General features: G+C 62.3%; 9 protein-coding genes. 3 read left to right on the top strand and 6 right to left on the bottom strand.

Going from position 1 to position 12,138, the window contains the following annotated elements:
* Positions 1-33 precede the first annotated feature (33 nt).
* Positions 34-2,961 carry a LysM peptidoglycan-binding domain-containing protein gene (locus QB898_RS00710; RefSeq protein WP_279523398.1) on the bottom strand — a complete coding sequence of 976 codons (2,928 nt, stop codon included), beginning with the start codon at positions 2,959-2,961 and terminating at the stop codon, positions 34-36.
* A gap of 388 nt (positions 2,962-3,349) precedes the next feature.
* Here QB898_RS00710 and QB898_RS00715 point away from each other — a divergent pair, with 388 nt between their 5' ends.
* A complete protein-coding gene (locus QB898_RS00715) occupies positions 3,350-5,095 on the top strand; it encodes a LysM peptidoglycan-binding domain-containing protein (RefSeq protein ID WP_279523399.1) in 1,746 nt (581 codons plus the stop codon).
* A 168-nt stretch (positions 5,096-5,263) separates the two neighbouring features.
* On the opposite strand, the gene QB898_RS00720 is transcribed toward QB898_RS00715, so the two are convergent.
* From QB898_RS00720 to QB898_RS00740, 5 genes are all read right to left on the bottom strand, one after another.
* On the bottom strand, positions 5,264-6,463 hold the full coding sequence (locus tag QB898_RS00720; protein WP_279523400.1) for an amino acid aminotransferase: 1,200 nt from the start codon (positions 6,461-6,463) through the stop codon (positions 5,264-5,266).
* Positions 6,464-6,841: 378 nt separating this feature from the next.
* Positions 6,842-7,636 (bottom strand): BPSS1780 family membrane protein, encoded by a 795-nt coding sequence (locus tag QB898_RS00725; RefSeq protein ID WP_279523401.1) that lies wholly within the window; start codon positions 7,634-7,636, stop codon positions 6,842-6,844.
* On the bottom strand, positions 7,633-8,655 hold the full coding sequence (locus QB898_RS00730) for a homoserine kinase (protein ID WP_279523402.1): 1,023 nt from the start codon (positions 8,653-8,655) through the stop codon (positions 7,633-7,635). The genes QB898_RS00725 and QB898_RS00730 overlap by 4 nt, the downstream gene beginning before the upstream one ends.
* 12 nt (positions 8,656-8,667) lie before the next feature.
* Positions 8,668-8,991 (bottom strand): hypothetical protein, encoded by a 324-nt coding sequence (locus QB898_RS00735; RefSeq protein WP_279523403.1) that lies wholly within the window; start codon positions 8,989-8,991, stop codon positions 8,668-8,670.
* Between the two features lie 179 nt (positions 8,992-9,170).
* Positions 9,171-10,679 carry a mechanosensitive ion channel family protein gene (locus tag QB898_RS00740; protein ID WP_279523404.1) on the bottom strand — a complete coding sequence of 503 codons (1,509 nt, stop codon included), beginning with the start codon at positions 10,677-10,679 and terminating at the stop codon, positions 9,171-9,173.
* A gap of 362 nt (positions 10,680-11,041) precedes the next feature.
* On the opposite strand from QB898_RS00740, the gene QB898_RS00745 reads away from it, so the two are divergent.
* The gene (locus tag QB898_RS00745) at positions 11,042-11,209 is read left to right on the top strand and encodes a hypothetical protein (protein WP_279523405.1); all 168 of its coding nucleotides are present in this window, start codon (positions 11,042-11,044) and stop codon (positions 11,207-11,209) included.
* Between the two features lie 249 nt (positions 11,210-11,458).
* On the top strand, positions 11,459-11,992 hold the full coding sequence (locus QB898_RS00750) for an Ivy family c-type lysozyme inhibitor (RefSeq protein WP_279523406.1): 534 nt from the start codon (positions 11,459-11,461) through the stop codon (positions 11,990-11,992).
* Positions 11,993-12,138 lie beyond the last annotated feature (146 nt).

Below are 12,138 nucleotides of genomic sequence, written 5' to 3' on the forward strand. Positions count from 1 at the left end.
AGTGGCTGACATGTGCGATGACTTTGTTTGCCGTCAAGGAGTGAGCACGGGCAGACCCAGGTGGGTGAGCACCTTGTCCATTTGCGCGGCGGAGCTGGGGGGTATATTGACATCCATTGTTCCGTAACCAGGGCCTCCTGTTGGCACTTTCTGGACGGGCTTCCAGCGATCGTCGCCCTCCTTGGCCGCCGGGAATTTCTCCATGTTTCCGTCGTTGTAGTCAAGCGTTTGGTGCAGGCGGTCACGCAAATTGACCAGCTTGTCATGAGGCATGTGGTTGAGCCAGTCAACGAACTTTTTCTGGTCTTCCGGTTTTTGCATGTCCAAACCCTTGTGTTCGGCATAACGCAGCAGCAGCGGCACCGGGCTGTGGCCCTTTCCGTTCTGATTGACCAGTTCCTGGGCCGCTGCTTCGGAAATGCCTGCGTTTTGCAGGAACCGCAAAGATGCGCCGCCGTCACTGCCGGGTTCGTGCTTGTTGGCTTCTTTCACGGAGTTCCATATGCCAAGGCCAATCACGGAGACCACCACCAGCCCGATGCCGATGGGGCCGGCCATGCTGCCTGCGCCAAACGTGGCCATCAGGCCGCCTGCGGCGCTAGTGCCGTACAGCACGCCGGAAGGAATATCGCCAGAGGCAAACGATTCGCCCATGCTCCAGACGTCAAGGGCGGCACCTACAGCCCCCAGCACCTTGCCTGCGGTTTTGCCGCCCAGCTTGCCCAAAGCCGAGTCGGCATCCACCTTGCCTATGGCCACCAGAAGCTCACTGCCGCGTTGGCCCAGACCAGCAGCGCCCACGATGGCCTGCAGGCCATTTTTGACGGTGGGGTCATTGATGGCCTTGCCTGTGGAAGCCAGGAAGCTCACGCCAGAAAGCGCTATGCCCAGCCCGCGTATCAGCCGCCCGGCTGCCGTGGAACCATTCAGCCCCTTGATGCCGTTGAGCTTGGTGTCCAGCGCGCTCGTGCGCTTTGCGATGTCATCAGCCGATTCGCCTGCCTTGGGAATGGTGTTTTCCAGCGCTGAGACAACTTCGTCCATCTGCGAGGGCGAAAGCCCCAGCAGTTTGGCAAAGCGTGAGTCTTTCAGACCGGTCAGCGCTTGTTTGGCGCTGGCCACGCTGGCGGCATCGCTGGGGTCCAGGTTGCCAATCTTGTCCAGAACGACGCCCTTGGCATAGGCCGAGGCCAGTTCATTAACCAGCTTGCGCCCCTGATCGCCCAGCTTGGCCTGCACGCCCGGATTGGAGAAGAAGTTGGCGACTTTCTCGCCCTGCGCGCCAGCCAGAAGTTCCGGGTTCGACTGCACGGCGGAGCTGAACGCCAGCTGCGCCGAAGGATTGCTGAGGATTTCCTTGGCGATTTCCGCGCCGCCGCCTTCCGGATCCAGATCGGCGATCTGTCCTGCCAGTTTTTCGCCATGCGCGACCAGGCGGGCTTTCAGCTCATTGCCCTTGGCTTCCCATTCAGGGCCTTTTTCTTTGGCGTATTGGGCAATGGCCTGCTCAAGCTGCTCAGGCGTCATGGCGCCGCCATGATTGGCCACCAGCCAGCCCAGCTCGCTCATGTGTTCGGCGTACGCCTTGCCTGTCTGGTCAATGCTGCTGGCATACGTTTTCATGGCGGAACGGATGTCCTGCTTTACGGCGTCAATGTCCACGCCTTGCTGCTTGGCCCATTCAAGCGCATAGGCGGGACGGCCTCCTTCCGCAATGTGCTGATGCATGGCCGTGCGGTCCCATACGTTCTGCGCAGCCAGTTTTTGCATGTTGATCTGGCCCTGCGGGGTATCGATACCGCGGTCCATTGCCTTCATCAGGTTCTGGAAGCCATCGTCTGTGAAAGGCGAGTGCAGCGTGGAGTAATGTTCCTTGAAGCTGCCACTGAAGGCTTCGATCGTGGGCATGGCCTTGCCCGTGAACTGCGCGGCCATGTCAGGCGGCAGGCCTCTTGTGACTTGCTCCAGGCGCTCTGCGCTTTGGATGCCTGCGGCCAAAGGGGTGCCGTGGTCGCGTTCAGCCTGCTGGGCATCACCGCCTGCCAGCGGTTCTGTCGCCCAGTTGGCTGCGTCCTGCAACATTTGCTGGCCCTTCGGGCTGGCTGCCACGGCTGACTTGACTTCGGGCGGTGCATCTGCCAGGCGTTTGGACAGCTCCTGCATTTGCTGCTCTGGTGACTTGCCTGCCGCCGTGGCCTGAGTGACGATTTCTTCCGCCTGGCCTGCGGGGCTGGCGCGATAGCGTTCATTTGCCAGGGTTTGCAAAGCCGTGTCCAGCTGCTTGGTGGCGCCTGCGTCAGCCTGATAGCGTTCCTTCAGCTGTGCGCCAGCAGCGGCGTAGCGTTCTTCATCATTGCTCCAGGCGCCTTCTGGCGGGGTGGCGTCTTTGGCGCGCAGGTCCAGCTCTTCGCGCACAGCCTGGTTCAGATTGCCTTGCGCCGTTTGCACGCTGCGGTGTGCGTCTTCACGGACAGCAGGGTGGGCGTCAGGCGGCAGCGAGTCATAGCGCTGCTGGGCATGGTCCAGCGAAGCCTGGGCCTGGTCGGTGGCCTGCACTTTCTGCTCCAGCGGCGAAGCATCTTTCTGCGCGGGCACCCACAGCTCCTGGCCAGCCTGCACGCGGTTGCTGTTGGGCACGTTGGAGCGGTTGGCGCGGGCGATGTCACGTGCGCTCACGTTTGGGTGCTCACGCGCCATGTCGGTCAGCGTCTGGCCGGGCTCCAACACATCGCGCGTGGGTTCGGTTCCGTAATTGGCGCCGATAGGCACATTCAGTTTTTGTCCTATTTCCAGCGCATCAGGATTGTTCAGCTGCGGATTGGCTGCCTCCAGCATGGGGGTGGAGGTTTGGTAGCGGTGGGCGATTTCAGTCAGGTTTTCGTTTTTTTGCACTTCGTGCTGCACGTAGCGCTCTGGCGGGGGCGCATCGGACTTTCCTGCATGCAAGTTTGGCTGGCGCACGGCGTTATCAACCTCTTTGCGGGGCGGTGGCGGAGGTGGGGGCGGAGGTGGGGGCGGAGGCGGCACAAACTTGGTATGGGAAATGAGATTGGTACCATGAATACCGGAAGCCATAACAGGACCTTTCAAAGATGGAGGGGGTGATACCAGCCGGACGGCTTGCTTTGGATTCGCCTTAAAGCCAGCTGAACTTGCGCTTCCAGTCTATTGAGCGCGATATCTGCTGCCTAGCTGGGGTGTTTTCCTAGGGGTATCTTTGTATAGGAAGACGCAAAACCCAGGGGCTTGTGTCTGCCCGACTGGTAATCACCCCAGCTATCGCTATGACGTCCAAGCTTCTAAAGTGTTGAAGTCCGCTTTTGTGCAACCACCCAAAGGAGATTCAGCCATGAGCATTGCCCCCTTGAACGCTAGCCTGTTGCCGCGAGTGCAGCCGCCGCAGGAGCAAAAAACCTACACCGTCCAGCATGGCGACACGATTGGCGGCATTGCCAGCAAGCAGGGCGTGAGCACGCAGGACCTCATCGCGAAAAATCCGCAAATCAGCAATCCCGATGCGCTCTATCCGGGCGATGTGCTGAACATTCCCGAAAAACAGCCGAAAGCAGCCCAGCCGGGCAAGGGCAGCGTGACGGTGAATGACGACCAGTCTGCTTCCGCTCCAGGCGTGCCGCAGGGCGGCGCCACAACAGAAAAAACCAGCAAGACCAACACCCATACCGGGGTGGATACCGATGGCAAGGTTTCAGTTGGCGGCAAACAGACGGACACCACCAAGACCACGAATCTGGACGGCAGCGAAAGCTCATCCTCTTCGTCACGCAGCCTGGATGCGTCTGTGGACCCCAGCAAAGGCACATTCAGCGTTTCGGCTGGCACGGGCTTTACGGAGAGCGTCAAAACTTCAAAGGGCTATGGCATCAGCTTTGGCGTGAATACCAATGCCACGGTGGTCAGCGGCCTGAACACCAAAAACGGCGTTACCACCTTCACTTCGTCTGGCGATGTGTCCGTGAGTTTGCAGGGCGGCGCCAGCGGTGGCCACGTCGGCCTCAGCGCGGGGCATACCAGCGGCATCAAGAGCAGTTTTGAAGTGTCCATGCCGGAGCAGGCCGCCAAAAGCACGGCGCCGCGCACCGTCAGCCCGTTTTCGCCTGATTCCATGCCGACCGGAACCGTGGTCAAAATGGACGGTTCTTCGTATTCCACCAATGAATTCAAGGCGACGTTCAAGCATTTGGCCACACAGACCAAAGTCACGGATGAAAGCGGCGTCAGCCTGCTGGTGGAGAAAACCGATACCAACAAGGTGCGCGTGACGGCAGGCCCGAAAGAGGCCATTAACGCGTATAACGGCGTGGGCATTGATTTTGAAGTGGCCAGCATCATGCTGGGGCGCAATGACAAGCTGGAAACTGCGCATTTGAAAACCGCCGAATTCGATCTGTCCACCCCGGAAGGAAAGGCCGCCTATAACGACTTTCTTGCCAACGGCAATATGCCGGAAAACAATGGAACGGGTATCTCGAGCGTAAAGACCATCGAGAAACTCGATTTCAGTTCGCAATCAAGGCTGGATCTCAAGCTGGGACCGGTCAATCTTGGCCTGGAAGGCGCCAAAAATACTGGCAATACCGTCATCACGAGATTCCCGGATGGTACGGCGCAAGGCACGGTCACCCTTCAATATTCGGGCAATGTACCCATGACCGTCACGCAGAAGTTTGATGCCAGCGGCAAGGAAGTGGCCTCGGAGAGGCGTTATTCCTACACCGTGAAGGTAGATGAAAACAGCGCCCAGCTGCTGAATGTTGCGCAAACGGGAGATTTGAACAAAGCCACCAGCGGCCCCGTCAAGGCAGGCCAGACTGTTACGCTGACTTATACCAGCAGCGAAATGAAAACCCTGCTTGATCAAACCGCGAAAGCTGGCGAGCGCAACCCGGATTTACGGGCGCTGGCTACCACATTGGGCGGGCAAGCTGCTTCGGTTGAAGATTTTGCAATCAGTCTGGCGCGCAACCTGAATGGCGATGATTACAACACATGCTATCGCTTGTTTAATATTTCAGATGGCTTCGATGTCGGCGACAAACAATATGCCAAACTGCCAGGGCAGCTAACCATTGGCTGATTTGCAATGATGGCCTGAAGACCATTTTAGGAAAACACGAAGGCGGCAGGCATTTGGCCTGCCGCCTTTTTCATGCCGGGCGCATGGGAACGCGTATGCCCGAATGCAAACGGCGCTTTGCAGCGCCGTTTTTGCCGGATGCGGCCAGGCCGCGAGAGGACAAAATGACTATTTCATAACCGCCGCAATAGCCTGGCAAACATGGTCAATATTGCGGCTGTTGAGCGCGGCCACGCACAGGCGGCCCGAATCGGTGCCGTAAACGCCGAATTCGCTGCGCAGGCGCTGCATTTGCTCTTTTGACAGGCCGGAATAGCTGAACATGCCAACTTGATTGACGATGAAGCTCATGTCTTGCGTGACGCCCGCAGCTTTCAGGCCATCGGCCAGCGCTTGGCGCATGGCCTTGATGCGCGTGCGCATTTCGCCCAGCTCTTTTTCCCACAAGGCGCGCCATTCGGGGGTGTTCAGCACGGCGGAAACCACGGCGGCGCCATGCGTGGGCGGGTTGCTGTAGTTGGTGCGGATGGTGAGCTTGAGCTGGCTGAGCACGCGGGCGGCTTCATCCTTGCTCTCGCACACCACGGAGAGGGCGCCCACGCGCTCGCCGTAGAGACTGAAGCTCTTGCTGAAAGAAGTGGAGACGAAAAAGCTCAGGCCAGCGGCCGCAAATTTGCCGATGACGGCGCCGTCTTCCGCCAAGCCCTGACCAAAGCCCTGGTAGGCCATATCGAGGAACGCAGTTAGGCCCTTGGCCTTGACGGCGGCAATGACCTGATCCCACTGCGCGGCGCTGAGGTCATAGCCCGTGGGGTTGTGGCAGCAGGCGTGCAGCACAACGATGTCGCCTGCGGCAGCGGCGTTCAGGTCGGCCAGCATGCCCTCAAAGTCCACACCGCGCCGGGCGGCATCGTAATAACGGTAGGCGGCAACTTCAAAGCCAGCGCGGGAAAAGAGGGCCTTGTGGTTGTCCCAGCTGGGGTTGGATACCAGCACCTTGGCCGAAGGCGTGAGCTGCCTGAGAAAGTCCGCCCCGATTTTCAGCGCGCCGGTGCCACCCAGCGTTTGCACGGTGGCCACGCGGCCATCCTGCACGGCGGGAGCCTGCGCGCCGAAAACAAGCGCCTTGACGGCGCTGTCATAGGCCGCCAGGCCGTCAATGGGCAGATAGCCGCGCGGGGCCTGCTTGCTCATCAGCGCCTGCTCGGCTGCCTGCACGCATTGCAGCAGGGGCAGCTTGCCGCTGTCGTCAAAGTAAACGCCAACGCCCAAGTTGGCCTTGGCGGGGTGGGTGTCAGCGGCGAATTGCTCGTTCAGACCCAGGATGGGGTCGCGCGGAGCCAGTTGGACAGCGGAGAACAGGGACATGCGGATGCTTCCAGAGGAGTGAGAGATGCGCCGATTGTAAGAACCGGTTCACAGTCCGCCCCGCGCACCGGTTTCGCGCCGGGGCCTGACGCAGCGGCCAGGGTGCATCAAAAAGAGGAGCGAATTCAAGGGGCAAGAATGTACGTTCTGCGCAGTCTGCACTAGGACATATTGCTATGGATAGAGGAGCAAAAACATGCCATGTGCCCTGAACCTGTTTGCCATCTGGCCGTGAGGGGCTAAGCGCGGAGCGGGATGGGCCACAAAGCACAAACCGCAGACAGACTGCCTTGTGATCCGGTGAGGCAAAGACTTGCAACGCAGCAGACCGCCCGAGACCGCGTTTTTCGCTCCCGGGAACAAATCGCCAACAGGCTCTCAGCCTTGCTCCGGCGGCGCGTCCTCGAAGCAGCCGCAGAAGCTGAACCACACCGAGGCGGAGAAGATGGCCGCCATCACCAGCCCCAGCAGCGCCACGCCGTGCGCCGCCAGCGCGGGCGCGCCCAGCAGCAGCACCAGCAAGGTCAGCGCCAGGGTGGCGCTGGCCATCAGGGCCGCTGCCGCCAGGCCATAGAGGGTGAAGGTGCGCCAGTTGCGCAGCACGGCCACCGCGCTGAAAAACAGGCTTTTGACGGGCGGCACGCCGTGCCAGTGCGTGAGCGCCGGGGCATGCCAGAAGGCCAGCGAAAGCGGCGCGAAAAGCAGCAGATGGCCCAGGTTGTAGCGCATGGCGGCGTGCGCCTGCTCCAGCGTGGCAGGGTCGGCCAGCTTCTCTTGCGACAGGTTCACTAGCGCGGTCATGTCGGGCGGCGCACCCAGCAGCAGCCAGGCCAGCCCTTCCGCTGCCGCGCCGCACAGGGCATACAGCAGGCCCAGCAGCAGTATTTGCCGCACGCCTTGCGGCGCGGTGCGCAGCGCCGTCAGCAGCACGGCAGGCGACGGAAAGCGCCCCTGCGTGGCTTGCCGCGCGGCCTCCATCAAGCCCACCGTGCCGGCCGGCAGCAGCGCCAGCGCCAGCAGCGGGCCGGCCAGCGGCAGCATGCCCGCAAAAGCCAGCAGCGCCGCCAGCATGAGCGGCAGCCCGATGAGCGCCACGGGCTGGCGGGCAAAGGCGCGCGCGCCGCTGCGCAGCCAGTCAATGCCCTCGCGGGCCGCAGCAATGCGCAGTTTCATGATTCAAGCGCCGCCATCGTGAGCGGCTGCGCCAGCCGCTGGCGCAGCACGCGCTCGAAATGCGCGGGATCGTGCGGCTTGAGCAAGCTGGCCTGCCGGGGCAAGTGCCAGTCCCACAGGCGCGAGAGCCAAAAGCGCAGCGCCCCCGCGCGCAGCATGGCGGGCAGCAGATCGCGCTCGGCCTGCGTGAGCGCGCGTTCGGCCTGGTAGGCCGCCACCAGCGCGCGTGCGCGCGGCAAATCCAGCGCGCCCGTGGGCAAATCAGTGGCCCAGTCGTTGAGCGTCACCGCCAAATCGAACAACCAGGCGTCCACGCCCGCAAAGTAGAAGTCGAAAAAGCCCGTCAGGCGCGGCGCATCCGGCGCGCCCGCTTCATCGTCAAACATCACGTTGTCGCGAAACAGATCGGCGTGCACCGGCCCGCGCGGCAAAGCAGCCCAGGCGCTGCTGGCGGCCACGTGGTTCTGATACGCCAGCTCGGCTTGCAGCAGCGCGGCTTCGCCTGTGGCCAGATGCGGCAGCACCACCGGCACGGTTTCATTCCACCAGGGCAGGCCGCGCAAATTGGGCTGGCTGCGCCCGTAGTCGCGCCCGGCCAGATGCATGCGCGCCAGCATGCCGCCCACGGCGGCGCAGTGCGCGGGCGCGGGCGCCAGCACGCTCTTGCCGCGCAGGCGGTTCACGATGGCCGCCGGCTTGCCGCGCAAGGTGTGCAGCAGCTCGTCTTCGCCGGGGCGGCGGCGCATGCCTTCGGGCTTGGCTTGCGGCTCGGGCACGGGAATGCCGCGCTGCGCCAGGTGCTTCATCAGGTGCAGATAAAACGGCAGCTGCGCGTGCGTCAGCCGCTCGAACAGCGTCAGCACCCATTCATGCTCTGCGCCCTCGCGTTCGGTCGTGGCAAAGAAATTGGTGTTTTCGATGCCGCCCTCAATGCCCTGCAACGCTTTGAGGCGGCCCAGGCCCAGCGCCTTGAACAGCGGCGCGGCATCGGTTTCAGGAACCGGGGTAAAGACAGCCATGCGCCGCGCGGATCAGAAATTGCCAATCTTCCACACGCGATCGCCCTGCTGCTGCCCCTGGCGGGCGGGCCGCACGTCATAGGCAGGCAGCTGCGTCACCTTCGGCTGCACGGAAATGCTGCGCGTTTGCCCGCCTACGCGCACCTCGTCAATGCGGCTGCCGCCGTCTTCCACGCGCAAATGCTCCACGCGCTGCCCGCTCTCATTCACACCCGGCTGCGGCGCGGCAGCTTCCACAGGCGCGGCCTGCCCAGCCACGGCCTGCGCAAGCGCGGAAACAGAAACAAAGGCTGGCGCAGCAGCCAGCAGGGCGGTGGTCAGGAGTGCTTTGGACATAGGCGGCAGATTGTAGAAGCTGCTCCTTCGCATGCCCGGCCTGGATACCCTTCTGTTCCTCGGAACAAGGCTTTCCAAGAAGCGCTCAATTCATTAAAAACAAGAGCGAATCTGAAGGGCAGAAAAACCGCCTTCGCGCCCTTTGTTCTAGGACCTCATGCTATTAAAAGAGGAGCTAATTAAGCACTGCCTTCGCATTGGCGCATGCCTGCTTCATCGCTGGCGGCCGTGCCCTGCCCGCCTTCACGGATGGCCTGCGGGCCGGCTCCTGGGGCCTGTTTGGCGCCAGCGCTGGCAACGGCAGCACTGGCGCTTCCGGGCGGGTTGATGTGCAGCACCCGCTGCGGGTAGGGAATATCCACGCCCGCGCCGCGCAGGGCATCCAGAATGGCCAGGTTCACTTGCGAGCGCACGCCGCCCAAGCCGCCGTTTTCAGGGTCGCCCAGCCAGTAGCTCAGGGTGAACTCCAGCCCGTCGGCGCCAAAGTTGTTCAGCAGCGCGGCTGGCGCGGGCTGGCGCAGCACGCGCGGACATTGCAGTGCGGCCTGCTCCAGCAGGCGCTGCACCTGGGCGGCGTCGCTGTCGTAGCCCACGGTGATGGTTGTGCTCTGGTTCAGGCGCGAGTCTGAAAACGACAGGTTTTCCACCGTGCTGGTCATCAGTGTTTCGTTGGGCACCAGCGCCTCGGAGCCGTTGGCGGCGCGAATCACGGTGTAGCGCGTGCGAATGTCGGCAATGCTGCCTTCAAAGCCGCCCACGCGCACCAGATCGCCTATGCGCAGGCTGCGCTCGGCCAGCACCAGAAAGCCGCTGATGTAACTGGCCGCCAGCTTTTGCAGCCCGAAGCCGATGCCCACGCCCATGGCGCCGCCCAGCACCGACAGCGCCGTCAGGTCGATGCCCACGGCCGACAGCCCCAGCATCAGCCCGAGAAACAGCATGAATGCCCGCGTGGCCTTGGCCACCGCCTTGCGCACCGACAGCGTTGCGCCCGTGGCCCGGCGCAGCAGGCGCTCTTCCAGATACGAAGACGCCCACAGCGCCAGCAGCATCAGCGCCCCGGCGGTGAGCGCGCCCTCAATCAGATCGGTCACCGACATTTGCGTGCCGCCCATCTTCCAGGTGATGGTGTCCAGCTGTCGCATTACCGCTGGCAGCACACCGCTGACCCACAGCAGCATGCCCATCCACGCCGCCCATGACACCGTGCGCTCCAGCAGTCGCACCGCCGCCACGCCCGGCAGCGCCGCCCGCAGCACCGTCGCCACGCTGCGAATGAGCAGCAGCGCCGTCAGCGCCGGCAGCGCTAGCCGCAGCAGCGGCGCGTGCCCCACCCAGTGCAGCAGTGCCATGCGCTCCAGATACGTCAGCCCCAGCCAGAACAGCGGAAACAGCGCCCCGTCAACCTGCCGTGTGCCAAACAGCACCGACAGCCGCGACTGGCCCGCCGCGCCACTGCCTGCGCCATCGGCCTCATTGCGCGCGGCCCGCAGCTGCCCGGCCACGCGGGCAGCCCACGCGCCCAGCCAGCGCACCAGCAGCCAGGCCAGCAAAGCGCCCAAGGCCAGCGCCAGCGCGTCCAGCCAGGTGGTGCGCTGGGCAAACGCGCTCCACCACTCAGCCCAGTTGTCAATTTGCAGCGTGCCCGTGCGGGGGGTGATTTCAAGAAGGCGGCTGGCGTCGTTCATGTCGGCTCAGGAAGCGGTGGATGAAAAAGGGCAAGGCAAAAGAGGGGCGATTTTGCTGTTTGACAGCTGCCAGCGCCTGATTCACGGGCGTTTGCGGCCGATTTGGTGAATCTTCGCTTTTGCTGGGCGCTTTGGCTGCTTGCTCGAACACATCAAAAACAGAAGCGAATTCAAGGGCCTTAAATGCCGCTTCGCGCTGGTTTCACCAGGACATGACGCTATGAATAAAGGAGCGCAAATCCTGCTTGCGGGCAGCCACGTCTAACCCGTTCTTTCCGCATTTCCGCTTAGGTGGAGAACAGACTCCGGAGCCGCAGGGTCTGGCCTCTCCCATCAGGAAAAAAACGGTCGCATGCGTGCATATGAATGAATTCACGCGCAAAGCGCCGTTGCTTTCCTGCCAGTCGCTTTTGGGCATTCATCATGAGCATGGTTTTTTCTCCGCCACTACGCATGCGCAGCAGCGTTTTCAGCCAACCTCGCTGCACAGGAAATGGCGGCGCGTTTGGGCGGCAGGTTGCAACTTTTGAAGACGAATAACAGCGTCAGCCGCAGCACACGCTCTGCACAGAGGGTGATTCGTCAGAGCGGCGGGTTTTTCTCCCGAACACATCAACCTCATATCTTTCCATCTCAAACTTTGGGAGCCGATGAAACTTGGGGCCTTTGCGTATTGCTGCGCCTGAATTCGTTTCTCTTTCTCCCGCTGCGAAACAGCTTTTTCCAGCCTGCCCGGCCTACACTCGCGCTTTCTTCAACTTCATGAAAGGCATCACCTCATGAAAACCCGCCTCGCCACCCTCACGGCCTGCGTTGCCGCCATCGCCCTGCTGTCGGGCTGCTTCGGATCGGCTGAAAAAGCCCCGGCGCCCCAGCCTGAAGCGCAGCCAGCCCAGACGCAAAGCGCGCCAGAGCCGGCTGCCGAGCCAGCTGCCGCCGAGCCTGAAGGCCCCTACCTTTACAACCTGCTGGAAGATCAGCCCGCCAAAAAGGCATGGGCACGCATGACTGCCAGCCGCAAAGGTGCGCCCGCCTGGATCCGCAAAGGCGAAGGCCCCACCTCGCCCGCTGAAGAAGCCCTCATCAATGGCAAGCGCTACTGGCAAGGCTCCGTATGCGAGCAGCACAACTGCCCGAACACCTTCTTCTTCCTGCTGGGCGAAACCAAAGCCTATGGCCTGCATGCCAACTTTGCGAACGACAAACCCGCCAAGGTCCGCCCCGTGTACTACGGCGCGCCGCCCGCCGCTGAGAAGGCCGCCTTGCGCGAAGCCTTTGAAGCTGAACGCGAGCGCCAGATGGCCGACGAATAAGAGCCATCTTCCTGCATAAAGAAAACCGGTCTCGCGCCGGTTTTTTCATGCCCTCTTCAAGCATTGGCTGAGCAGCCAGGCCATGCTGGTCATGAACGCCCAGCGGTCAAACCGCAGGCGCGCGGGCAAGCTCCGGCAGCCCAGCG

Source organism: Ottowia cancrivicina (assembly GCF_029813755.1).
Taxonomy (GTDB): Bacteria; Pseudomonadota; Gammaproteobacteria; order Burkholderiales; family Burkholderiaceae_C; genus Ottowia; species Ottowia massiliensis.

Coding starts and splice junctions, on each gene's coding strand:
- QB898_RS00715 (WP_279523399.1), top strand. CDS start 3,350: ATGAGCATTGCCCCCTTGAACGCTAGCCTGTTGCCGCGAGTGCAGCCG.
- QB898_RS00720 (WP_279523400.1), bottom strand. CDS start 6,463: ATGTCCCTGTTCTCCGCTGTCCAACTGGCTCCGCGCGACCCCATCCTG.
- QB898_RS00725 (WP_279523401.1), bottom strand. CDS start 7,636: ATGAAACTGCGCATTGCTGCGGCCCGCGAGGGCATTGACTGGCTGCGC.
- QB898_RS00730 (WP_279523402.1), bottom strand. CDS start 8,655: ATGGCTGTCTTTACCCCGGTTCCTGAAACCGATGCCGCGCCGCTGTTC.
- QB898_RS00735 (WP_279523403.1), bottom strand. CDS start 8,991: ATGTCCAAAGCACTCCTGACCACCGCCCTGCTGGCTGCTGCGCCAGCC.
- QB898_RS00740 (WP_279523404.1), bottom strand. CDS start 10,679: ATGAACGACGCCAGCCGCCTTCTTGAAATCACCCCCCGCACGGGCACG.
- QB898_RS00745 (WP_279523405.1), top strand. CDS start 11,042: ATGAATGAATTCACGCGCAAAGCGCCGTTGCTTTCCTGCCAGTCGCTT.
- QB898_RS00750 (WP_279523406.1), top strand. CDS start 11,459: ATGAAAACCCGCCTCGCCACCCTCACGGCCTGCGTTGCCGCCATCGCC.